This is a genomic window from Mesorhizobium sp. YC-39, from assembly GCF_025753795.1.
In the GTDB taxonomy this organism is placed as follows: Bacteria; Pseudomonadota; Alphaproteobacteria; order Rhizobiales; family Rhizobiaceae; genus Mesorhizobium.
Genome location: NZ_JAOWPS010000002.1, coordinates 1,065,103 through 1,088,480, shown reverse-complemented (window position 1 = coordinate 1,088,480; position 23,378 = coordinate 1,065,103). Strand labels below are relative to the sequence as shown.

At 63.5% G+C, this 23,378-nt stretch carries 20 protein-coding genes and 1 riboswitch; of the genes, 9 read left to right on the top strand and 11 right to left on the bottom strand.

Annotated elements, in window-relative coordinates:
- Window positions 1–3: 3 nt before the first annotated feature.
- Entirely contained in the window at window positions 4–894 is an 891-nt protein-coding gene (locus OHD62_RS14755) for a DMT family transporter (RefSeq protein WP_263783518.1), read from the bottom strand.
- 319 nt (window positions 895–1,213) lie between these two features.
- Between OHD62_RS14755 and OHD62_RS14750 the strand changes: the two genes are divergently transcribed.
- Both OHD62_RS14750 and OHD62_RS14745 read left to right on the top strand, forming a co-directional pair.
- Window positions 1,214–2,512: an adenylosuccinate synthase gene (locus OHD62_RS14750; RefSeq protein WP_263783517.1), complete on the top strand. Its 1,299-nt coding sequence runs from the start codon at window positions 1,214–1,216 to the stop codon at window positions 2,510–2,512.
- A 73-nt stretch (window positions 2,513–2,585) separates the two neighbouring features.
- On the top strand, window positions 2,586–4,250 hold the full coding sequence (locus OHD62_RS14745) for a hypothetical protein (protein WP_263783516.1): 1,665 nt from the start codon (window positions 2,586–2,588) through the stop codon (window positions 4,248–4,250).
- Window positions 4,251–4,261: 11 nt separating this feature from the next.
- Here OHD62_RS14745 and OHD62_RS14740 read toward each other — a convergent pair whose 3' ends face one another.
- From OHD62_RS14740 to OHD62_RS14725, 4 genes are all read right to left on the bottom strand, one after another.
- Window positions 4,262–4,561 (bottom strand): CcdB family protein, encoded by a 300-nt coding sequence (locus OHD62_RS14740; RefSeq protein ID WP_263783515.1) that lies wholly within the window; start codon window positions 4,559–4,561, stop codon window positions 4,262–4,264.
- On the bottom strand, window positions 4,561–4,803 hold the full coding sequence (locus tag OHD62_RS14735) for a type II toxin-antitoxin system CcdA family antitoxin (RefSeq protein ID WP_263783514.1): 243 nt from the start codon (window positions 4,801–4,803) through the stop codon (window positions 4,561–4,563). The genes OHD62_RS14740 and OHD62_RS14735 overlap by 1 nt, the downstream gene beginning before the upstream one ends.
- Window positions 4,804–4,879: 76 nt before the next feature.
- Window positions 4,880–6,703 carry an ABC-F family ATP-binding cassette domain-containing protein gene (locus tag OHD62_RS14730; protein WP_263783513.1) on the bottom strand — a complete coding sequence of 608 codons (1,824 nt, stop codon included), beginning with the start codon at window positions 6,701–6,703 and terminating at the stop codon, window positions 4,880–4,882.
- A 3-nt stretch (window positions 6,704–6,706) separates the two neighbouring features.
- The gene (locus OHD62_RS14725; RefSeq protein ID WP_263783512.1) at window positions 6,707–7,351 is read right to left on the bottom strand and encodes a thiamine diphosphokinase; all 645 of its coding nucleotides are present in this window, start codon (window positions 7,349–7,351) and stop codon (window positions 6,707–6,709) included.
- A gap of 114 nt (window positions 7,352–7,465) precedes the next feature.
- A riboswitch (TPP riboswitch) is annotated at window positions 7,466–7,580 on the top strand.
- Between the two features lie 43 nt (window positions 7,581–7,623).
- Here OHD62_RS14725 and thiB point away from each other — a divergent pair.
- The 4 genes from thiB (at window position 7,624) to OHD62_RS14705 (ending at window position 12,990) form a co-directional block, all read left to right on the top strand.
- Window positions 7,624–8,622: a thiamine ABC transporter substrate binding subunit gene (gene thiB, locus OHD62_RS14720; RefSeq protein WP_263783511.1), complete on the top strand. Its 999-nt coding sequence runs from the start codon at window positions 7,624–7,626 to the stop codon at window positions 8,620–8,622.
- Between the two features lie 240 nt (window positions 8,623–8,862).
- Complete coding sequence (gene thiP, locus OHD62_RS14715) at window positions 8,863–10,482, top strand: thiamine/thiamine pyrophosphate ABC transporter permease (RefSeq protein WP_263783510.1); 1,620 nt, start codon at window positions 8,863–8,865, stop codon at window positions 10,480–10,482.
- Window positions 10,479–11,264 carry a thiamine ABC transporter ATP-binding protein gene (gene thiQ / locus OHD62_RS14710; RefSeq protein ID WP_263783509.1) on the top strand — a complete coding sequence of 262 codons (786 nt, stop codon included), beginning with the start codon at window positions 10,479–10,481 and terminating at the stop codon, window positions 11,262–11,264. Before thiP ends, thiQ begins: the two co-directional genes overlap by 4 nt.
- A gap of 256 nt (window positions 11,265–11,520) precedes the next feature.
- A complete protein-coding gene (locus tag OHD62_RS14705; protein WP_263783508.1) occupies window positions 11,521–12,990 on the top strand; it encodes a M48 family metalloprotease in 1,470 nt (489 codons plus the stop codon).
- A gap of 3 nt (window positions 12,991–12,993) precedes the next feature.
- Here OHD62_RS14705 and OHD62_RS14700 read toward each other — a convergent pair whose 3' ends face one another.
- Window positions 12,994–13,857: an RNA polymerase factor sigma-32 gene (locus tag OHD62_RS14700; RefSeq protein WP_263783507.1), complete on the bottom strand. Its 864-nt coding sequence runs from the start codon at window positions 13,855–13,857 to the stop codon at window positions 12,994–12,996.
- 323 nt (window positions 13,858–14,180) lie between these two features.
- On the opposite strand from OHD62_RS14700, the gene OHD62_RS14695 reads away from it, so the two are divergent.
- From OHD62_RS14695 to OHD62_RS14685, 3 genes are all read left to right on the top strand, one after another.
- A complete protein-coding gene (locus OHD62_RS14695; RefSeq protein ID WP_263783506.1) occupies window positions 14,181–14,954 on the top strand; it encodes an amino acid ABC transporter substrate-binding protein in 774 nt (257 codons plus the stop codon).
- A 276-nt stretch (window positions 14,955–15,230) separates the two neighbouring features.
- Window positions 15,231–15,911: an ABC transporter permease subunit gene (locus OHD62_RS14690; protein ID WP_263783505.1), complete on the top strand. Its 681-nt coding sequence runs from the start codon at window positions 15,231–15,233 to the stop codon at window positions 15,909–15,911.
- Entirely contained in the window at window positions 15,908–16,681 is a 774-nt protein-coding gene (locus OHD62_RS14685) for an amino acid ABC transporter ATP-binding protein (protein WP_263783504.1), read from the top strand. Before OHD62_RS14690 ends, OHD62_RS14685 begins: the two co-directional genes overlap by 4 nt.
- An 83-nt stretch (window positions 16,682–16,764) precedes the next feature.
- On the opposite strand, the gene OHD62_RS14680 is transcribed toward OHD62_RS14685, so the two are convergent.
- The 5 genes from OHD62_RS14680 to phbB all read right to left on the bottom strand — a co-directional run bounded on the left by OHD62_RS14680 (window position 16,765) and on the right by phbB (window position 23,362).
- A complete protein-coding gene (locus tag OHD62_RS14680; RefSeq protein WP_006327799.1) occupies window positions 16,765–17,346 on the bottom strand; it encodes a CarD family transcriptional regulator in 582 nt (193 codons plus the stop codon).
- Between the two features lie 370 nt (window positions 17,347–17,716).
- Complete coding sequence (fdxA, locus tag OHD62_RS14675) at window positions 17,717–18,055, bottom strand: ferredoxin FdxA (RefSeq protein WP_008873823.1); 339 nt, start codon at window positions 18,053–18,055, stop codon at window positions 17,717–17,719.
- A 148-nt stretch (window positions 18,056–18,203) separates the two neighbouring features.
- Window positions 18,204–18,590, bottom strand: a complete 387-nt coding sequence (locus tag OHD62_RS14670) for an RNA-binding S4 domain-containing protein (RefSeq protein WP_263783503.1) — start codon at window positions 18,588–18,590, stop codon at window positions 18,204–18,206.
- Window positions 18,591–18,604: 14 nt separating this feature from the next.
- Window positions 18,605–21,961 carry a helicase-related protein gene (locus OHD62_RS14665; RefSeq protein ID WP_263783502.1) on the bottom strand — a complete coding sequence of 1,119 codons (3,357 nt, stop codon included), beginning with the start codon at window positions 21,959–21,961 and terminating at the stop codon, window positions 18,605–18,607.
- 678 nt (window positions 21,962–22,639) lie between these two features.
- Window positions 22,640–23,362: an acetoacetyl-CoA reductase gene (gene phbB, locus OHD62_RS14660; protein WP_263783501.1), complete on the bottom strand. Its 723-nt coding sequence runs from the start codon at window positions 23,360–23,362 to the stop codon at window positions 22,640–22,642.
- Window positions 23,363–23,378 lie beyond the last annotated feature (16 nt).

Here is a 23,378-nt window from a genome sequence, read left to right as displayed (position 1 = left end):
GCATTATCTCGCCATCTTCCTTCCATTGTATTCGGCCAGGCTGATGCCGCCCAGCACCAGTACGAGCGCCAGGGCCTGATAAAGGTGGAACGTCTCGCCGACGATCAGAACCGAAAGCAGCGTGCCGAAGATCGGCACCAGGTTGATGAACAGGCCGGCCCGGTTAGCACCGATCAGTTCGTTGCCCCTGATATAAAAGATCTGCGAGACGATCGAGGCGCCGATCGCGGTGTAGAGCGTAATCGCCCAGCCGCGCGCATCGGGCACGATGACCTTGCCGGCGGCGATTTCCCACAGGAAGAAAGGCAGCGAGGTGACGAGGGCCGCAATCGACAGCGCCAGCATCAGGCTCTGCCAGCGCATGGCCGGCTTCAATCGCAGGCCGACCGAATAGCCGCTGTAGAGAATCACGGCGACCAGCATGATGGCATCGCCGAAGTTGAGCTCCAGCGTCAGCAGTCGTCGCGGAACGCCGTGGCAGGCGGTGAGGATCACGCCGGCGATGGTCAGCACCACGCCAACAATCTGGGCCCAATTCACGCGCAAGCGAAAAAATATGAAATTGGCGACGATGATCAGGATCGGCATCGCCGCCTGTTCGATCGAGACGTTGATCGCGGTCGTGTAGTTGAGCGCCGTATAAAAGATCGCGTTGAAGAAGGTGAAGCCGCTGGCGCCAAGCGCCGCCAGTATCAACCAGTGCCTGCGCACCACCGGCCAGTCCTCGCGCAGTGTGCGCCAGCCGATCGGCAGCATGATCAAAACGGCCAGCACCCAGCGCAGGAACACCAGTGTCATCGGCGAAATATGATCGACCGCCAGCTTGCCGGCCACGGAGTTGCCACCCCACAGCAAGGTGGTGATCAGCAGGAACAGATAGGCGCTTCGATGCATAGCTGAAGTTCCGGCCGACGGAGGGCTTCGAGGGTCTGCGCCGGCCTATTGCTGCGGTCTGCCCAAGTAAATGATGGCAAAGCTGAAAATTGTTGTGCCTCAGGGCGTTTTCTGCGGCAAAGAATGGTCGCGTCAGCCTGCTCTAGACGCTATAGAGCGACATGTGTCCAATTGGACGCACAAGTGCGCGTCTCAAGGCTTTGAACCTTCGCATCGTGATTTCGGGAAATCGATTCCGATTTTCCGACCGATGCGATAGAGGCCTGTCGTTTCGAACCAATTCAAGCCGCATGGAGCGGCGTCTCAAGGGAAATGAAACATGGCCAATGTGGTGGTCGTCGGCTCGCAGTGGGGCGACGAGGGCAAGGGCAAGATCGTCGACTGGCTGTCGGAACGCGCCGATGTCGTCGTGCGCTTCCAGGGCGGCCACAATGCCGGCCATACGCTGGTCGTCGACGGCAAGGTCTACAAGCTGTCGCTGCTGCCGTCGGGCGTGGTGCGGCAAGGCAAATTGTCCATCATCGGCAATGGCGTCGTCTTCGATCCGCACGCCTTCGTCGCGGAAGTGGCGAAATTGAAGGCGCAAGGCGTCGAGGTGACGCCGGAGCGCCTGAAAATAGCCGAAAACACCGCGCTTATCCTGTCCTTGCACCGGGAACTGGACGGGTTCCGCGAGGACGCCGCATCCAATTCCGGAACGAAGATTGGCACGACCCGTCGCGGCATCGGCCCCGCCTACGAGGACAAGGTAGGCCGGCGCGCGGTCAGGGTGATGGATTTGGCGGATTTGGAAACACTGCCCCTGAAGGTCGACAGGCTGCTGACGCACCACAATGCGCTGCGCCGCGGGCTCGGCCATGCCGAAGTGACGCACGACGCGATCATGCGGGAACTGAGTTCGGTGGCCGACGAGATCCTGCCCTATATGGACCGGGTCTGGAAGATCCTTGACGACAAGCGGCGTGCCGGCGAGCGTATCCTGTTCGAGGGCGCGCAGGGCACGCTGCTCGACATCGACCACGGCACCTATCCGTTCGTCACTTCGTCCAACACGGTCGCCGGCCAGGCCTCCGCCGGTTCCGGCGTTGGTCCGGGCGCCATCGGCTATGTGCTCGGCATCACCAAAGCCTATACGACGCGTGTCGGCGAAGGCCCGTTTCCGACCGAACAGAAAAACGAGATCGGGGAGTTCCTGGGCACGCGCGGCCACGAATTCGGCGTCGTCACCGGCCGCAAGCGCCGCTGCGGCTGGTTCGATGCGGTGCTGGTTCGCCAGGCCGTCGCGGTCAACGGCATCAAGGGCATCGCGCTGACGAAGCTCGACGTGCTCGACGGGCTGGACGAGATCAAGGTCTGCACCGGCTACCGGCTCGATGGCGAGATGATCGACTATCTGCCGGCCAGCCAGGGTTCGCAGGCACGCGTCGAACCGGTCTACGAGACGCTTGAGGGCTGGAAAGGCACCACCGCCGGCGCCAGAAGCTGGAACGATCTGCCGGCTCAGGCCGTCAAATATGTCCGTTACATCGAGGAGCTGATCGGCGCGCCGGTCGCACTCCTATCCACCAGTCCGGAACGGGACGACACGATACTTGTGACCGATCCGTTTCAAGATTAGTTTCTCAGCCTTCCGGGCATCGCGGCTGATTTGCGGGGGCCGGCCCAGGAACAAAATGCAGGTCGACTGAAGTATGGCAGATTTCGTTAGTCCTCTGAAAAAGACGCTCGCCGGCATCGTTGACCCGACGCCGGAGGTACGCGCGAGAGTCTATGACAAGGCTCGTTCCACCATCGCGGCCAAGCTTGCCGAGCGTACGCCGCCGCTGACGCCTTCGGCTATTGCCCAGCATAAGCGTATCCTTGAAGACGCCATCGAAAGCATCGAGCGGGAGTATGTCAAGCCCGCACCGGCGTCCGATCCGCTGGCCGAGCTGGAAGACATCTTCTCCTCCATCGACCGCAACAAGAACCAGTCCAGCCATGTCCGGCAACCGGCAAAGGCCGAGCCAGCATGGCAGCCCGCGCCTGCCGCGAAGACGGCGCCGAACACACCTGCGCCTAACTGGCAAAAACCGCAGCCCGCTCCTCTTCCCCCAAACCGCGCCGATCCGGTGCCCGCCGACATGGATTTTCAAGGGGTGGGTGGCAAAGGCAACGTCTCCAGGGACGACGCCTTCAGAAGCGACGCCTTTTCTAATGATGAAGAGCCGGCGGCGGACACCTTCCAGCGTTTGCGCCCGGCTGAGCGCAAGCGCGGCTATGGTGGTCTCATAGCCGCAGTCGTTGCATTGCTCGTCGTGGCCGGCGGTGGCTATGGCATCTGGCTCAACAAGGATGCGTTCAGCGATATGCTGGGCCTCAGCGACACCAAGGTCGCAACCACCGAACCGCTGGTGAAGCCGGCTCCGGCCAAGCCGGCAACCGATGCCGCGGCAACGCCGGCAACACCGGCCGCCAACGACGCCGCCGAAAGCGCCAAGTTCACCCAGCGCCTGACGCCCGAGGGCGGCGAGGTCGATCCCGGCCCCGCGGCTGGGCACACCGGCATCGGCGAGGGCGAATCCGTCGCGGCGTTGACCACGCCGCCGCCGGCCGCGGCCGCGGCTCCCGCTGGCGAGGCGCCCGTCGCCAATGCGCCGGCGGCCAATGCGCCTGCGTCAGCCGAGCCAGAAGCCGCCCCTGCGACACCGCCAGCCGACGGCGCTGCACCAGCGGCACCGGCCGATGCCGCAGCCGCTCCGGCAGCTCCAGCCCCAGGTGCCGCACCGGCTACGCCGGCAGCGGCGCCGGCGGAAACAGTGCCGGTCGGCCAGAAGGCTATCTTCTACGAGGAGCGCACCAGCACCGCCCAGGGCTCGGCCGAGCCTGGCAGCATCGTCTGGTCGCTGGTGCAGGAGTCGCCTGGCGGCAATCTGCCGCCCGAACCGGCGATCCGCGCCGAGGCGACCATTCCCGGCAAGAATGTGCAATTGCGCATGACCATCCGCCGCAATACCGACCAGACACTGCCGGCCAGCCACATCATTGAGATGATCTTCCTGACACCAGAGGGCTTCGACGGTGGCGGGGTCGACAACATCCTGCGCGTCGCCATGAAAAGTTCGGAACAGGATGCCGGCAGCCCGCTGATCGGCATCCCGGCCAAGATCGCCGACGGCTTCTTCCTGGTCGCGCTCAACGACACCAAGGCGGATGAGGACGCCAACCTGACCCTGCTCAGGGGCCAGGACTGGATCGACGTGCCGGTCGTCTACAAGACGGGCCGGCGGGCGTTGCTGACCATGGAAAAGGGCATTCCCGGCGAGAAGGTGTTCGATGAGGCGCTGAAGGCCTGGCAAGCCAAGACGGCGGGTTGAGGCTCAACGGTTCAGAAGCCCTGGAACAGCATGTCGAGCGCAGCCACGATGTCGTCGTGATGCCTCGTTAGATTCAACCGGCTTTCGCCCAGTTCAGTCGTCGCGACCGTGGCGATCAAATGGGTGGCCATGACCAATTTCCGCCCGTTGATCTCGAAAACGGGATGGAGCTTTCGCATTGGCGATGGCGCCATCGCAGCCGGCAGGAGCGGGACGACCACCCGGGTCTTGAAATGGTCGAGCAGATCGGCCTGAACGTCGAGGAGATAGCCGCCTTCGATGTTACTCGCGAAGACGTCGTAGCGCGCCATCAGAATTGCCGATGTTCTGCCAGCGGAATACCGTGTTTTTCGACATATTCGTTCCACGCATCTATCGTCGCGCGGTTCTCAAGCTTCCACAGTCGCGTCTTTTCGGCGGCCACTGCCTCTGCGATGCCGGCTTCAGCGGCGCGCGAGACATTCACGTCGAGCCCCTTGGCTTCCTTCATGAGCTTCGAGTCGATCGACAGGTTCGCCGGCTGGCGAACCGCATTCGCAGCTATCTTGCGCATGATGACCTCCGCGGTATGCGCATAATGTATGCGCATTCCTGTCCAGTCGCAATGACAAGGTGCTTCAACTCGCGAACTACCCCTCCATCTCCTCGCGCAGCATTTCCAGTTCCAGCCATTCCTCCTCCAGCGCCGCCAGCGTGGCGCGCTCCCTGTCGAGCGCGGCGATGGTCTTCTGGAACGAAGCCGGGTCGCGCTCGTAGTAGGCGGGGTCGGCAATGTTGTTTTCCAGCCGCGAGATCGAGGCCGTCACCGCCTCGATCTTCTTGGGCAGGGATTCCAGCGCGAATTTCTGCTTGAACGACAGCTTTTTGGCCGACCCCTTGGGTTGAGCCACCTCAGCCCTGTCAGTCGCCGCCGCGGCGTTGACATTTTCAGGCTTTGTCCGCGCCTTGCGGTCGTCGAGTCTGGTGCCGCCGCGTTGCGCCAGCATGTCCGAATAGCCGCCGGCATATTCGATCCAGCGGCCGGCGCCGTCGGGCGCGATCACGCTGGTCACGGTGCGGTCGAGGAAATCGCGGTCGTGGCTGACCAGGATCACCGTTCCGGCAAAACCGGCGACAAGCTCCTGCAGCAGCTCCAGCGTCTCCATGTCGAGATCGTTGGTCGGCTCGTCGAGCACCAGCAGGTTTGCCGGCCGCGCCAGCACGCGGGCAAGCAGGAGGCGCGCCCGCTCGCCACCGGAAAGTTCGCGTATCGGCGTGCGCGCCTGTTCCGGCTTGAACAGGAAATCCTTCATGTAGGAGACGACGTGGCGCTGCTCGCCATTGATGACGAGGTTCTCGCCGCGCCCGTCGGTCAAATAGTGGGCCAGCGTCTCGTGTGGATCGACGGCCTCGCGCTTCTGGTCAAGGGTGGCGATCTCCAGATTGGTGCCGAGCCGCACCGTGCCAGCATCCGGCTGCAATTCGCCGGTCAGCATTTTCAAAAGCGTCGTCTTGCCGGCGCCGTTCGGCCCGACCAGGCCAACGCGATCGCCACGCTGGATGCGGGTCGAGAACCCCTTGACCACCGTAAGATCGCCAAAGCTCTTCTCGATGTTCTTCGCCTCGATGACCAGCTTGCCGGATTCGGTCGCGTCGCTGGCCACCATCGTGGCCGTGCCTTCGGCGCCGCGGTGGCCGCGAAAGCGCTGGCGCATGGTCTGCAATTCGCCGAGCCGGCGCATGTTGCGCTTGCGCCGCGCCGTAACGCCGTAGCGCAGCCAGTGCTCCTCGCGCACGATCTGGCGGCCGAGCTTGTGCTGCTCGCGCTCTTCCTCCTCCAATACCTGGTCACGCCATTCCTCGAAATGGCCGAAACCCTTGTCGAGCCTGCGGGTCTGGCCGCGGTCGAGCCAGACGGTGGCGCGCGATACCCGCTCGAGGAAGCGGCGATCGTGCGAGATGACGACCAGCGCCGAGGAGGTACGGCTGAGCTCCTCCTCCAGCCATTCGATGACCTGGAGATCAAGATGGTTGGTCGGCTCATCGAGGAGAAGGATGTCGGGCTCCGGCGCCATGGCGCGGGCGAGCGCTGCGCGCCGCGCTTCGCCGCCGGAAAGGTCGTCCGGCCGCTCCTCACCGGAGAGGCCGAGATGCTCCATCAGATAGGTGGCGCGGTAGGGATCGTCGGCAGGACCGAGCCCCGCCTCGACATAGGCGCGGACATTGGCGAAACCGTCCATGTCGGGGATCTGCGGCAGATAGCGCACCGTGGCCGAAGGCTGGCGGAACACCTCGCCGTCCTGCGGTTCGATCAGCCCGGCGGCGATCTTCAGCAACGTCGACTTGCCCGAGCCGTTGCGGCCGACCAGGGCGATCTTGTCGCCTGCCGATGCCGTCAGCTCAGCGCCGTCAAGCAGCGGCGTGCCGCCAAAGGTCAGTCTTATCCCGTCAAGATTGAGAAGCGGCGGCGCCATAAATCAACTTTCGGGAAGCGGGTAGGGATGGGCGAGCAGCAGCGCAAGACCATGGTCCAGCGCGATCTCGAGCCGGCCCTTGACCTCGTTGGATATGGTCAGCGACGAACCGAATGCGACCGCGACGTGGTTCAGCGGCCATTTGGCGCCGGTCACGGTCAGGCCGGAAAGGTCGGAGAAGCCGAGGATCGAAAACAGCGTGCCGTCGGCATAGTCGAAGCCGGCCTTGCCCGGCAACAAGGGGACACCTTCCTGGGCGCCGCTGGTCAACAACACCTTCGTCCCTTCCTCAGCCAGCCGGACGCCGAGCGCCAGATGCAGGAACGCGTGGTCGGCGCGCTTGCCGCCGAATGCGCCGGCGAGCACAAGGCTGGTCGCGCCGCGTTCGAGGGCGGCGGCGATGGCGAGTTCCCCGTCGGTCATGTCCTTTTCGGCCGGAAACACTTTTCGTGGCACTGCCGCCAGATCGTCCGGCAGATCGGCTGGCACGGAATCGAAATCGCCGACCCAAAGCTCCGGCGTCAGACCCAGTATCCGGGCATGGCCGATGCCGGCATCGGCGGCGATGACGCGGGAGCCTTCGACCTGGCGGTCGAGCAGCGGCGTGCGGATGAGATCGCCGCCAAGCAGGATGGTGAATGTGCTCATATCGCGTGGCCCTTACCAGCCCTGCCCCGGAAACGGAAGACGAAACGGAGGACCATGCCTCGACCGCGGGTAAACTTCCGCTTGCGCGGCACTTCGGCCGGGCTTATGTGTCGAAACGCTCTAACGGGGTGCCGGACGCGATCTTCGCGGACCGGCTGAGAGGCAAGCCTGCCAACCCGCTGAACCTGATCCGGTTTGTACCGGCGGAGGGATTAGACGTTTCGGACAAGCCGACGCCTCAATTCCTTTCAACACGAACGAAGGAGGCGCCGATGCGCACGCTTTTATACTCCCTTATCTCGGCAATTGTGCTTGCTAGCTCCGTGCCGGCGTCCGCGCAGGACAAACTCACCGTCTACACCTATGAGAGCTTCACTGCGGAGTGGGGTCCAGGCCCCGTGGTGAAGAAGGAATTCGAGGCCGAATGCGGCTGCGCCCTCGATTTCGTCTCGGTCGCCGACGGTGTCGCGCTGCTCAACCGCGTCAAGCTGGAAGGGGCGGCAACCAAAGCCGACATCGTGCTCGGCCTCGACACCAATCTGACCGCTGAGGCCAAGGCCACCGGGTTGTTTGCGCCACACGGCGGGGTCCCGGATGTCAACGTGCCGGGCGGCTGGAGCAACGACATTTTCGTGCCGTTCGACTACGGCTATTTCGCCGTCGTCTACGACACCGAAAAGCTGAAGACGCCACCCAAGAGCCTGAAGGAATTGGTCGAGGGCGATGCCGCCGACAAGATCGTCATCCAGGATCCGCGCACTTCGACGCCAGGCCTCGGCCTGCTTTTATGGGTAAAGTCGGTCTATGGCGACAAGGCGCCGGAAGCCTGGGCGAAGCTCAGGGCAAAGGTTCTTACCGTGACGCCGGGCTGGAGCGAGGCCTATGGCCTGTTCACCAAGGGCGAGGCGCCGATGGTGCTGTCCTACACCACTTCGCCGGCTTACCATATGGTTGCCGAAAACACCGAACGTTACCAGGCAGCCTCCTTCGAGGAGGGCGAATATCTGCAGATCGAAGTCGCCGGCATCACCACGACCGGCGCCAAGAATCCGCTGGCGCAAAAGTTCCTGACCTTCATGACCGGGCCGAAATTCCAGGACGTCATCCCCGAGACCAACTGGATGTTCCCGGCCGGCAAGACCGACAAGCCGCTCAACCCGGCCTTCGCCAAACTGGTCAAGCCGACCAAGACCCTGCTGTTCAGCCCGGAAGAGGTCGCGGCCAACCGCAAGGCGTGGGTGGATGAATGGCTGGCGGTGATGAGCAAGTAGCTTTGGCCGATTGATCGAAGATGATCGCTCTAAGGCGCGCCCCTCTGTCCTGTCGGACATCTCCCCTACAAGGGCGGAGATCGGACGGCTCGGCGGGTTCCGCCAGTCGCCGACGTTGGTGGAATGAGCGGAGCGCTGAAACTGCCAATCTCCCCCCGCGTGGGGGGGATGTCCGGCAGGACAGAGGGGGGTGCGAAGGAACGCAATCCTCACTAAGAATCTCGAATCTGGTGGTCTAGCGTGCAACGCGCGCCATCATCTGACTCCCGCATCACCGCCGGCACCCTCGCGCTTGCGGCAATAGCACTTTTGATCGGCGGCGCGTTTGCAGGGCTGATCCTCGAAGGCGCGAGCGACCTGTCCGGCGCCGCGTCGGCCTTCGATCCCTATCTCCTGCGCGTCGCCCGCTTCACTCTCTGGCAGGCAGTTCTGTCGACGCTGCTTTCCGTCGTGCCAGCGCTGTTCGTCGCGCGGGCGCTTTCGCGGCACCCTCGGTTTTTCGGTCGCGACTTCATCCTCCAGCTTTTCGCAGTGCCGCTGGCGCTCCCGGCCATCGTCGCGGCGCTCGGCATTCTGGCCCTTTACGGTCGCGCCGGCTATTTTTCTGGCCCTTTTAGCCAGATCGGAGGCCAGAGCTGGCCCGGCATCTACGGCCTGTCCGGCATTCTCATCGCCCATGTCTTCTTCAATCTGCCGCTCAGCGTGAGGCTGTTCCTTGAGGCGCTGGGAACAGTGCCGGCCGACCAGTGGCGGCTGGCGAGCCAACTCGGCATGGGTGCGGTGCCGGCCTTCCGGCTGATCGAATGGCCGGTGCTGCGGGCAGCACTTCCCGGCGTCGCCGGACTTGTCTTCATGCTCTGCATCACCTCTTTCACCATTGTGCTCACGCTGGGCGGCGGGCCGGCTGCGACGACGCTGGAGGTCGCCATCTACCAGGCGCTGCGCTTCGATTTCGATCCGGCCCGCGCGGTGACGCTGACGCTGCTGCAGATTGCCCTGACATTCGTGGTGGTGCTGGTATTGATGCGGCTCGGCGCCAACACTGTCGGCGACGCCAATTTGCCGGTGGCATCGCGCCGATATCTCTCGGCCAGCATGGCCGAGACCGTGGTCAATGCCACCTTGATCGTTCTCGCCTCGCTGTTCGTCGCCGGCCCGATGGCGGCTACGCTGGTGGCAGGCCTTGGTGCCGATCTCGGCCGGCTGGCTGGCGAGAGCGCGGTGCGGCAAGCGACGCTGACCAGCGCCGTGCTTGCGTTGCTGTCGGCGCTGCTTTCGGTGGCGCTGTCGCTGTCGCTCATCATGGCGCGGCGGGCGCTGGCCTTAAAGCGCGGCATTGGCACCAGAACGCTGCTCGAACATGCCACCGATACCGGCGCCGGCTTCGTCCTTGTCGTGCCGCCCATCGTCATCGGCGCCGGCTGGTTCCTGCTGCTGCGCACGGTCAGCGATGTCTTTGCCATCGCTTCGGTCATGGTCGTGGCCGTCAATGCGGTGATGGCAATGCCCTTTGCCGTCAGAGCCGTCCGTCCCGCCTACGATGCGGCGAGCGAACGCCATGAACGGCTCTGCGCACAACTCGGCATTTCCGGCTGGAACCGGCTGCGGCTGGTCGACTGGCCGTCGCTCAGGCGGCCGCTCGCCACCGGCTTTGCCTTCGCCATGGCATTGTCGCTCGGCGATCTCGGCGTCATTGCGCTGTTCGGCAGCGATTCGGTACAGACATTGCCCTATCTGTTGCTGGCCCGCATGGGCAGCTATCGCACGGCGGATGCCGCCGGCTTGGCATTGCTGCTCGGTCTCGTCTGCCTCGCACTGGTCTTTGCCGCCGACTGGCTGGGACGGGGAGAAAGAACATGACGCCTGCCGGGAAAGTTGCCGGAGTGGAGAAAGGCGCGGCGGTGCGGCTGGAACAAGTCTCGTTCAGCTATGGCGAAGCGCCGTTCCTGTTCGATGTCGAGTTCGCAGCCTCGAAGATCACCGCCATCATGGGGCCGAGCGGCTCGGGAAAATCGACGCTGCTCAATCTGGTGGCCGGCTTCGAGACGCCGCGATCGGGACGCGTGCTGATCGGCGGCGCCGATGTCGGCACCGAACCGCCTTCGGCGCGGCCAGTGTCGATGGTGTTCCAGGAGAACAACCTGTTCGCCCATCTTTCCGTCGAACGCAATGTCGGGCTCGGCCGCTCGCCTTCGCTCAGGCTGACCGAGGCCGACCATGCCGCAGTCGCGGAGGCGCTCAAGCGCGTTGGCCTCGCCGGTAAGGAACAGCGCCTGCCGCGCGAACTCTCCGGCGGCGAGCGGCAACGCGTGGCGCTCGCACGCGTCCTGGTGCGTGATCGGCCGGTGCTTCTGCTCGACGAGCCGTTCGCCTCGCTTGGACCGGCCCTGCGTGACGACATGCTCGATCTGGTGGCCAGCGTTCATGCGGAACGGGGCATGACGGTGCTGTTTGTTACGCACCAGCCGGAAGATGCGCGCCGCGTCGGTCAGAACATGGTGTTTCTCGACAATGGCATGGTTGCCGCGACGGGTGTCGCCGCCGATTTCTTCGACCGCTCTGGACCCGAAGCCTTCCGGCGTTATATCGGTTCGGGCCTGTTTGGCGACGGATCACGAGATGTTGCCCGGAAGCGGACATAATTTATGGCCAAACCAGCTTCAGGCGATGCGGCGTTTGCTTGCCATGATCTGAGTAGTGTGGCTAGGTCGGCCAATACCGGTCCGGCGCAGGCCGTGATTTGCCACTATCGCGCCACGCGTCCTGTTCGAGGCGCAAAGGATGCGGTAGCAGTTTGATTTTATGCATGGTTTTTCCGAAAATCGGCATCGATTTTCGAAGTCATGCGTTGAGGCCCGAAAGGAAGCTGTTCTGCCAATCGGCACCGACAGACTGAGGATGAATCCGCTGGCGCGTTTTCTGGTGCTGGCCGGCTTTGCCGTGGCGCTGGCAAGCTGCCAGATGTTTACGCCTCCCGACGTCCAGGAATCTGGCTTCCAGCCTTCCGACAAGCCGATCACTGTCGACAATGTCGCCGCCAACAGCAAGCTCGCCGAAATGGCGAAGGCGCAGCATCCGCGCATCCTTGCCACCTATGGCGGCGAATATTCCGATCCCAAGCTGGAGCGCATGGTCGCCAAGGTCGTCGGCCGTCTGACCGTGGTGTCAGCCAACCCGACACAGACCTACCGCATCACCATCCTCAATTCGCCCAACGTCAACGCCTTCGCCTTGCCGGGCGGCTATCTCTACATCACGCGTGGCCTGCTGGCGCTGGCCAATGATTCGGCCGAGCTTGCGGCAGTCATTGCGCATGAAATGGGCCATGTCACCGCCAACCATGGCCTGCAGCGTCAGCAATTGGAGGCTGAGGAGGGGTTGGCGACCAAGGTCGTCTCCGACGTGCTCGGCGACAGCCCGACCGCCAAGGCAGCGCTGATCCGCGGCAAGCTCAGGCTGGCGCAATTCTCGCGCAACCAGGAGCTCGAGGCCGACGCCATCGGCATCAAGTCGATCGGCGAGGCGGGCTTCGATCCCTATGCCGCCGGCCGCTTCCTGCAGTCGATGTCGGCCTACACCGATTTCCGCTCGATCAGCGGCGCCACCGACGCCAGCCTCGACTTCCTGGCAACGCATCCCAACACGCCGCAGCGCATCGATCTGGCGCAGCGCCATGCCCGCCAGTTCGGCGCGCCTGGCGTCGGCTCGCGCGACCGCGATTCCTTCCTCGCCGGCATAGACGGCCTGCTCTATGGCGACACGCCGGAGGAAGGCTATGTGCGCGGGGAAACCTTCCTGCACCCGGGGCTTGGCGTGTCGTTCTCGGTGCCAGACGGCTTCATCATCGACAATTCGGCGGCGGCGGTGACGGCGACCGGGCCGGGCGACATGGCGATCCGCTTCGACGGTGTGTCGATCGACAAGACCCGCTCGCTGACCGACTACATCCGCAGCGGCTGGGTGGCTGGTCTCGACGACAGCAGCGTGAAACAGGAAACGATCAACGGCAATGAGGCGGCGACCGCACATGCCGGCGCCGAGGGCTGGCAGTTCGACATCGCGGTGATTCGCGCCGGCGGCCAGGTCTACCGGCTGTTGACGGCCGCCCCCTCGGCCAGCACCTCGCTCGACGGGGTGGCGCGCTCGGTCAGCGGTTCCTTCCGCATCCTGAGCGCGGCCGAGAAGGCGGCGCTGAAGCCGCTGCATATCCGCGTCGTCACGGTCCAGCCGGGCCAGAACATGGGTTCGCTCGCCGCGCAGATGGTCGGCGTCGACCGCAAGCTCGATCTGTTCCGGGTGATCAACGCGCTGTCGCCAGGTGCTGCGGTTTCGGCCGGCGACAAGGTCAAGATCGTCACGGACAAATAGCGATCAGGCAGCTGTCGCCAAAAATTCCGGATTCTGCTCCACCAGCGCCACCTTGAGCTTTTCCATGGCGCGTGCCTCGATCTGACGGACGCGCTCCTTGGAGATGCCGAGCGCCTCGCCGAGTGATTCGAGTGTCGCGCCTTCGTCGCTCAGCCGGCGCTCCTCGATGATCCTGAGCTCGCGGGCATTGAGTGCGCCGAGCGCCGTTTTGAGCCAGACAGAGCGGCGCTCGACATCGATTGTCTCGCCGACGATCTCATCCGGCAATGGATCGTCCGAAATCAGGAAGTCCATCCGCTCGGTGGCGCCGGCGTCGTCGGCGAGCGGCTGGTTGAGCGAAGAGTCCGGTGCCGAAAGGCGGGAATCCATCATCGCCACGTCGGCCTCAGAGACGCCGAGCGCCACCGAAACCTCGCGGTAGAGCGAGGCATTCGAGAGCGGCTCGGCGCCGTTCGCGAGGCGAGCGCGCAGGCGCCGCAGATTGAAGAACAGCGCCTTTTGCGCCGAGCTGGTGCCACCGCGTACGATCGACCAGTTGCGCAGGATGTAATCCTGCATCGAGGCGCGGATCCACCATGTCGCATAGGTCGAAAAGCGCACCTCGCGCTCCGGCTCGAAACGGGCCGCGGCTTCGAGCAGGCCGACATGGCCTTCCTGGATCAAGTCGCCGAGCGGCAGGCCGTAATGGCGAAATTTAGAGGCCATGGAAATCACCAGGCGCATATGCGCCATGGTGATGCAGTGCAGTGCGTGCTGGTCGTTGTCTTGCTTCCAGCGCAAGGCAAGAAGGTGTTCTTCCTCGCGCTCGAGATAGGGAGCCCTCATCGCCGCCCGGACCATGGTTCGTCCTGCCGTGTCCTCGATCATGACGACTCCTGTTCGGCTTGCGGACAGACTGGCGGCCGCGATCTCGCCGGGCGCGGTTGAAATGTCGACGTTGCGCCCTACAACAGCCAGAACTCGCCACGCCGGGGAATGTTCCCGACATGACGCCTTACGGGTTGCAATGCGGGAAGGCATGGCGGCAGCGCACGGGGATGTCTTCGTGGCGATTGAGCGGCCTATTGAGAATGAGATTTCTAGATTGGCCCAACTTTGAAATCCAATTCCTTATTTTGCTTGCCCGCATCTGCCAATTTCCAGCCATTCACAAAGCGCCGGATACCGGCCAAGAACGGGATCACAGAAAAATGAAATGGCTTACATCGCTTATCATCGCTGGAACGCTGCAGGTTCTGGCCGTCACATCAGGCCATGCTGGCGCCAATCTCGACCAGATCAAGCAGGCCGGGGTCTTCAAAGTCGGCACGGAGGGTACCTACTCGCCCTTCACCTATCATGATGCCTCGGGTGCGCTGGTCGGTTTCGACGTCGAGATCGCCAAGGCGATCGCGGACAAGCTTGGCGTGAAGGCCGAGTTCCTCGAAGGCAAATGGGACGGGCTGATCGCCGGCCTCGACGCCAACCGCTACGACGCCGTCATCAACCAGGTCGGCATCACAGAGGCGCGCAAGGCCAAATATGACTTCTCCGATCCTTATATCGCCTCCAAGGCAGTGCTGATCGTGCGCGGCGACAACACCGACATCAAGGGTTTCGCCGACCTGAAGGGCAAGAAGGCGGCGCAGTCGCTGACTTCGAATTTCGGCAAGCTTGCCGAAACCAACGGCGCCGAACTCGTCGGCACCGACGGCTTCGACCAGTCGATTCAGCTCTTGCTTACCGGCCGCGCCGACGCCACCATCAATGACAGTCTGTCTTTCCTAGACTTCAAGAAGCAGAAACCCGACGCCAATGTGAGGATCGCCGCGCAGGAAGGAAACGCCGACTATTCCGGTGTCATCGTGCGCAAGGGCGATCCGGAGCTGGTCGCCGCCATCAACAAGGCGCTGGCCGATATCAAGGCCGACGGCACCTACCAGAAGATCGCCGACACCTATTTCGGTCAGGACGTTTCGAAGTAAACATGATTTTCACGGAGCGGGCCGGCCGCCGGTCGGCCCGGACTGTTTCGCGGCGAGCCGTCTTTGACGGCTCGCCGCTTTTCGCATGATATGCAGGGCGATCTTGCTAAAGCGCGTCCCATTGAACGGATTCATGCGACGCGCTTTAAGTTCTTGTTTTGATGCATGTCGTTATCGCAAAACCGCTGCGCACTTTTGCGCGACATGCCTTTGTTCGCATGATCTTGTCCGAAAAGTCTGCAACTTTTCGGGATCATGCTCTAGGAGGGGCCTCTCGTGCCGCACTGGCTGCAACTGATGCTGGACTCGTTGCCGACGCTGTTGTGGGCGGCGCTGATCTTCACCGTGCCGCTGACGCTGCTGTCGTTCGCCTTCGGCCTGTTCGTTGGGCTGGTCGCGGCGCTCATCCGGTTGTTCGGCCCAAAACCCCTGGTCGCCGTGGTCCGCTTCTATGTCTGGATCTTCCGCGGCACGCCGCTTCTGGTGCAGCTCTTCCTGATCTTCTACGGCCTGCCCTCGGTCGGCATCCTGCTCGACGCCTTTCCGGCGGCGCTGATCGGCTTCACCCTCAACATCGGCGCCTATACGTCGGAAATCATCCGCGCCGTCATCGGCTCGGTGCCGAAAGGGCAGTGGGAGGCAGCCTATTCGATCGGCATGACCTGGAGCCAGGCGATGCGGCGCACAATTCTCCCGCAGGCCGGCCGCGTTGCGGTACCGCCGCTATCCAACACCTTCATCTCGCTGGTCAAGGACACGTCGCTGGCCGCAGCCATCACGGTGCCGGAAATGTTCCAGGCAGCGCAACGCATCGTCGCCACCACCTATGAGCCGCTGATCCTCTATGTTGAGGCGGCGGCGCTTTATCTGGCCCTGAGCTCGGTTCTCTCGGCACTGCAAGCGCGGCTGGAGGTTCGCCTCAACCGCTATGGCGGGTTTCTGGAGGCGCGCTCATGATCGGCCTCACCGATATCGAGAAGCGCTTTGGCGACAATCTTGTGCTCAAAGGGGTGACCGTCACCATCGAGGAAGGCAGCGTCACCGCCCTTGTCGGCCCCTCGGGTGGCGGCAAAAGCACGCTTCTGCGCTGTATCAACCTGTTGGAGATCCCGACCTTGGGCACGGTGCGCATCGGCGACGACACGCTGGAATTCCGACCGGGGATCAAGATCTCCACGAGGGATATCCAGCGCTTGCGGTTGCAGACCGGCATGGTGTTCCAGAATTTCCAGCTGTTTCCGCATCGCACCGCGATCGAAAATGTCATGGAGGGGCTGGTCACAGTGCTGAAATGGCCGACGGAGAGGGCGCGCGAGCGGGCGCTTGCGCTGCTCGAAAAGGTCGGGATGGCGCACAAGGCCGATGCCTGGCCGGCGACGCTGTCGGGTGGCCAGCAACAGCGCGTGGCGATTGCCCGGGCGCTGGCGCCGTCGCCGAAAGTGCTGCTCTGTGACGAGCCGACCTCGGCGCTCGATCCCGAACTGGCGCAGGAGGTGGTCGACGTGCTCGGCCAGCTCGCCATCGAAGGGACGACCATGGTGATGGCGACGCATGATCTCAGGCTCGCCTCCAAGATCGCGCAGGAGGTGGTTTTTCTCGACGCCGGTGTCATCGTCGAAAAAGGTCCGGCCGCCGTGTTGTTCAGCAATCCGGAGCGGCAACGGACCAAGCGGTTCATTGCGACCTTGAAGCAGGAGGCGGAGAAGGAAAGCGGCGGCGAGGGATAGATTTCTCTGCCGGTCCGCGGGCCTCTCTCAAAACAAAAAACCCGGCGCGAGGCCGGGTCTTTCAAATTCGAGGAGCGGAAAGCTCACGCAGCTTCTTCCTGCTCGGCTTCCTCGTTGTCGGCCTTGGCGCCGCGCTTGGGACCCTTGTTGAGGTTCACCTCGATGAGGCGGACCGCTTCGGTTTCCGACATGCGGTTGACGGCGGCGATCTCGCGAGCCATGCGGTCGAGCGCCGCCTCATAGAGCTGGCGTTCGGAATAGGACTGCTCCGGCTGGTTGTCGGCGCGGTAGAGGTCGCGCACCACTTCCGAGATCGAGATCAGGTCGCCGGAATTGATCTTGGCATCATATTCCTGGGCGCGGCGCGACCACATGGTGCGCTTGACGCGGGCGCGGCCCTGCACGACCTTCAGCGCGCGCTCGACATAGTCCTCTTCCGACAGTTTGCGCATGCCGATGGAGGTCGCCTTGGCGACCGGAACCTTCAGGCGCATCTTGTCTTTCTGGAAGTCGATGACAAACAGTTCCAGCTTATGGCCTGCAACTTCCTGCTCGTCGATCGAGACGATCTGGCCGACGCCATGCGCCGGATAGACAATGTACTCGCCGGTCTTGAAACCGTGACGTGCTGCGGTGGACTTCTTCTGCGGGGTGATCGTTGCCATTACGCCGTGAACTCCTTGTTGTGGTGCCGGCATGGCGGCGCCGGCTGAACTCATGCGATCGGACTACCGACCGTTAGCCGCACAACAGATGAACCCACCGGAAAAGCCAGGACGGCAAACCGCATAAATTGCGACCGCCTGCCCCAGATTGCTCTGGTCCGGATTGAGAAGTTCACCTTTCAGTGATTTGGGGCGTTGGCGCCATAAATCGACGTTGTGTCACCGGCATGTTTGGCTGATGTAGCACAAAAAGTCGGAAGAATCAAGGTTTTGCTGCATACGCGAAGGCCGAGCACAACCGCTGCCTGTCAAGGCAGTTAATGTATCATGGCTGTTACGCAACGTCATGCCGGCTGAGCCGGCATTGCCATCAATCACCTTCGCCGGGCTCGGCGGAGAAATATTTCTCGAACTTTCCGGCCTCACCGTCGAAGGTCTTGGCGTCTGCCGGAGGCTCTTTCTTGGCCGTGATGTTGGGCCATTTTTCGGCGTATTCGGTATTGATCTGCAGCCATTTGTCGAGGCCCGGCTCGGTGTCCGGCTTGATCGCGTCCGCCGGGCACTCCGGTTCGCAGACACCGCAGTCGATGCACTCGTCGGGATGGATGACGAGCATGTTCTCGCCTTCGTAGAAACAGTCGACCGGACAGACCTCGATACAGTCCATGTATTTGCATTTAATGCAATTGTCGGTCACGACATAGGTCATCGGTCGGCTCCGGGACGTCCCATTTTGTTGGGCTTTTTTGGTGAGGTAACGCCTTTGCCCGCTGCATGCAAGGGCGGCCATTCCCACCGATATCGGCGTTCCGGGAATGGAATTCCAGACGGTTGCCCCGATGGAGGTTGGCGATTGCCTAGTCGTCGCCCAGCAGGCGGTCGGTTTCCCGGCGTTGCTTCTTGGTCGGGCGGCCGCTGCCGGCCTCGCGCAGCGCGGGAATTGCGTCGGGAATAGCCTCGCCCTTCGGCGTGGGCGGCGGCGACATGTCCTCATAGAGCGTGCGCGCCTCCTCGGCCGGGCCGCGCCGGGTTCCCGTGCCGAGCACCTTCCAGACAAAGATGCGCCGATCAAGCGTGATGGTGAGCACGTCGCCGGGCCTGACCATATCGGAGGCCTGCGCTGCTTTGTCGCGATTGATGCGGACGCGCCCGGCTACCACCAGTTTCGCCGCCAGTGAACGCGATTTCACCGCGCGCGAAAAGAACAGCCATTTGTCGATGCGCTGGCGGCCTTCAGCGACCATCGGACCGAGCTGCGCTATTTCTTCAGCTGGTCGCGCAGCGCGGCGAGCTTGGCGAAGGGCGAGTCCGGATCGAAGCGCACCGGGCGCTCCTCACGCGGCTTGGCCTGGAAAGCAGGCTTGCCGCCTGGCGCGCCGCCCTTGCCGTCCTGCCTGCCGCCCTTCCAGTCGGGCCTGTTGTCGCGCCGGTCAGGACGCTCGCCATGCGGCTTGCCATCACGCCGTTCCGCGCCCTCACCCTGCGGCTTGGGCTTGAACTTCGAGCGGTCGAAGCGCGGCTTGCCGGCGCCGTCGCGCTGGTCGCGGCGACCTTCATGGGTCGGCCGGGGTGCGCCTTCGGCGCCTGCCGGCGTGTCACGGCCCTGCGCAGCCTGTCCGTTGCGTGGGCGAGCGCGATTGTCATGGTGGCGGTGGCGGGGGCGCTGGTCGAAGCGACCCTGCCGCCAAAGCAGGATCGGTTTCGGCTCCTCGGCTTCCACCGCGGGCTCGCCAGCGGCAGTCTCCGCCACTGCGGCTGGTTCGGCCGGTGCCAGTTCCGTTGCAGCTTCAATTGCCTCTGCCGGTGCGGCCTCAACAGGTTCGGCTTCGGCCTCTGGCTCGGCAGCCGGTTCAGCAGGCTCCTCGGCGGCGGCTTCCGCTGCGAACGGAGCCTCTGTGATTTCGGGTGCAGCTTCGGGCTGCTCTTCCGCTACAGGTTCCGCTGCTGCTTCCGAGATGGGCTCGGCAGCAATCTCGACGGTAGCTTCAGCAGCGACGGCCGGTTCCGAACCCTCGACCGAGGCCTCCGCGGCTACGTCTGTTGCAGCGGCTGCCGCCGCTTTGGTCTGCTCGGCGCGGGCGGCCTCTTCCAGCTTCGCCGCGGCCGCTTCGCGCGCGGCATTGTCCTGCGCTTCCAGCCGCGCCTTCACCTCGGCAGCCGGTTTCGGTTCGGCCCGATAGCCCAAGCCTTTCAGGATCTCTTCCATGTCGTCGGCGGTGGCGCCGAGGATCGACATCATCGGCGGCGTCACCATGAAGGACTGGCCGTCATAGGCGCCGTCGGGGCGTTGTCCCAGACCCGGCTTCCAGTTGGTCGCCGGACGGATCAGGTCGGCCAGCCGCTCAAGGATGTCGACGCGTACCGCGCGCCGGCCGAGATTGCGGTAGCCGGCAAGCTTGTAGAAGGTCTTGTCGAAAGTGGGGTCGATGACCACCGAGGTGCGGCCTGACGCAAGCGCATGGACGACGTCGCCAAAGCCTGGTTTGTCCTTGCCGTCGTTCTTCAGTGCCCATAACAGCGTGACCAGTCCGGCCGGCGCCGGCTTGATCAGGGCCGGCACGAAGACATGGTAGGCGCCGAAGCGCACGCCCAGCCGGCGCAGTGCGGCACGGCCCTCCTGGTCGAGCGACTTCATCTCCTCGGCGATGTCGCGGCGATTGATGAGGCCGAAATGCTCGACGAGCTGGAAGGCGATGCCGCGGCCGATGCCGGTAATCTGATCGGCATTCTTGAGATCGACCAGCGGCTTCAGCAAGGACTCGATCTGAAAATTGACGAAGCGCTCGGCGCGCGCCGCGACCTTGTCGCGGGCGGGACCGGTAAGCTGTTCGTCGGCCAGCAGCACCAGGCGCGGCTTCAATGCTTCGTCGCCTGCCACCAGCGTGCCGATCGGTGCACCGATCCAGCGCAGCGTGCCGTCGGAGCCGAGCGCGATATCGCCGTTGGCTGAGGCGCCGAAACGTTCGGCCCGTGCCTCGAATTCGGCTGCAAGCGCCTTCTGCGCTGCCGTGCGCACTGCCTTGGCGTCCTCGCCACCGGCGCTCTGGTCTGCGGTGAAGCGAAACCCCTGCAATTCGCCGACATGATGGCCTTCGACGAGGACGGTTCCGGTTGGGCTGATTTCGGCTTCAGGCATGGTATTTTCTCTAAGGCGCCGCATGAGGACGGAAGTCCTGCGGTCTACGAAGCGTTTCGTCAACCGCTCATGCAGCGCATCCGACAATCTGTCTTCGATTTCGCGCGTCTTTTCCTGCCAGTGTGCCTGATCGGCCAGCCAGCCGGGCCGGTTGGAAACGAAAGTCCAGGTGCGGATCTGGGCAATCCGGTGCGACAGCGTGTCGATGTCGCCCTCTGTCGTGTCGGCACGGCGCACCTGTTCGGCCATGTAATTCTCGTCGACATGGCCATGCCTGGCAAGGTCCATGTAGATCGAGGCGATCAGGTCGGCATGCTGGGCCGGCGCGATCTTCCTGTAATCGGGAAGCGCGCAGGCTTCCCACAGCAGCGCCACGCGCCCGGGATCGGTGGCGAGCGCCCTTATTTCCTCGTCGCGGGAGAGGTGCTCCAAAGCCTGCGCGTCCACCGCCGGCAGCGCGCGCGTCAGGCCTTCGACCGGCGCGTTGGTCTCGATCGAGCGCTTCAGCGCATCGAGGCTGGCGAAATCGAAATGCGCGGTGCGCCACTGCAGCACTTTCACCGGATCGAAATCATGGCCTTCGATCTTCTTGACCAGCTCCTCGTCCAGCGGATCGACCTGGCCGGTGACGCCGAAGGTGCCGTCGCGCAAATGCCGGCCGGCGCGACCGGCAATCTGGCCGAGCTCGGCCGCCGTCAGATTGCGGTACTGGTAGCCGTCGAATTTGCGGTTCTGGGCGAAGGCGACGTGGTCAAGATCGAGGTTGAGCCCCATGCCGATGGCGTCGGTGGCGACGAGGTAATCGACATCACCCGCCTGGAACAGCGCCACCTGCGCGTTGCGGGTGCGGGGGCTGAGCGCGCCGAGCACGACCGCGGCCCCGCCCTGCTGGCGGCGGATCAGTTCGGCGATGGCGTAGACCTCGTCGGCGGAGAAGGCGACGATCGCCGTGCGCCTGGGCAAGCGGGTCAGTTTCTTCGAGCCGGCATAGGCCAGATGCGACAGGCGTGGCCGGGTCACCACAGACACGCCCTTCAGCAGGCGCTGCAGGATGCCGTGCATGGTGGCAGCGCCCAGCAGCAGCGTCTCCTGGCGGCCGCGCAGATGCAGGATGCGGTCGGTGAAGATGTGGCCGCGCTCGAGATCGCCCGCAAGCTGAACCTCGTCGATGGCGACGAAGGCGGCGTCGGTCTCGCGCGGCATGGCTTCCACTGTGCAGACCGAGTATTTCGCGCCGACCGGCTGAATCTTCTCCTCGCCGGTGATGAGCGCCACCTTGTGGGCGCCGACCTTCTCGCAGACGCGGGTGTAGACCTCGCGGGCGAGCAGCCTGAGCGGCAGGCCGATGACGCCGCTGTCATGCGCTACCATGCGCTCGATGGCGAGATGGGTCTTGCCGGTGTTCGTCGGACCGAGCACCGCAGTCACGTCGCGGCCCGACAGGATCAGCGGCTCAGTGTGTTTCGGCTGGATGTTCATCGGCTCGGAAATAACGCTTCTGCCGCTCGTTGCCGGGGAGCACGCCAGTGGTGGCGCGTGTGACAGCGCACACATAGGGATTTCGCGCACGAAGCGAAAGCGGAATGTTCCAACGGCGGGCCGAAGGTTCCATTCGGACGCCGGATTCTGTTCCCGAATTAACAGGTGGAACGAGTCTGGAACGAATCGGCGACGAATCACTGACTCGCGCGGATTCAGGGTTTGTTCACGGCTACATCTGGATTTTCTGGTGGCATTACGCACCACATGCTGAATCGGTTAATTGGCCCGATTCATGCAGAGAGAACGCCGTCGTTAATCTTTGCCGGGGAACGAACGCGGCTGACCGGCCGGCCTCTCCAAGGTAATGAAATTATTGACGTTTCCTAATGCGTCTTAACTTTTCTGGCCGTGATTTCGGGCTTCGTCGTTAACGTTCCGGTCAAAGCCGGAACGAAACGACGACGAATCAGAGATAGGTCGGAATTCCTGTTTTGTTCACCCCAACATGTTGTGTTGTGAACAGGTTTTCCACCGAGAATCCACAGGTTGTGAAACCGGTTTTGCACACGCGGCTGAGCCACCCTTAACCTTTGCGTGCCGGATTGGGTCAGGGCGTAGCGCTGGAGTCTTGCTGGGGGCGGCGATGGACATTCCCGCTCCGTCCCTGCTGAAGCCTCAGGTGATGTACTGGCCGCCATTGGCGGTGAGGGTCGAGCCGGTGATGAAACCGGCGTCGTCGGAGGCGAGGAAGACGACACAGCGCGCGATCTCCTCCGGCTCGCCGAGCCGACCTGCAGGGATTTGAGCGACGATCGATTCACGCACCTTTTCAGGCACAGCCATGACCATGTCGGTGGCGATATAGCCGGGGCAGATGACATTGACGGTGATGCCGGCCCGGGCCCCTTCCTGGGCGAGCGCCTTGGTGAAGCCGATGTCGCCGGCCTTCGAGGCCGAATAGTTGACTTGGCCGGTCTGGCCCTTCTGGCCGTTGATCGAGGAGATGGTGATGACGCGACCGAATTTGCGGTCGCGCATGCCGCCCCACAGCGGATGCGTCATATTGAAGACGCCGGACAGGTTGGTGTCGAGGACCTCCTTCCATTGCTCGCGCGTCATCTTGTGGAACATAGCGTCGCGGGTGATGCCGGCGTTGTTGACCAGCACGGAAACCGGGCCGAGATCGGCCTCGACCCGCCCGATGCCGGCGGCGCAGGCATCGTAGTCGGCGACCGACCATTTGTAGACGGGGATGCCGGTCTCCGCCTTGAATTTCTGCGCGGCTTCATCATTGCCGGCGTAGTTCGCGGCAACCGAATAGCCGGCATTCTTCAACGCGATCGATATGGCCGCGCCGATGCCACGCGACCCGCCCGTAACGATTGCAACCTTTGTCATGATATCCTCCCCTTTT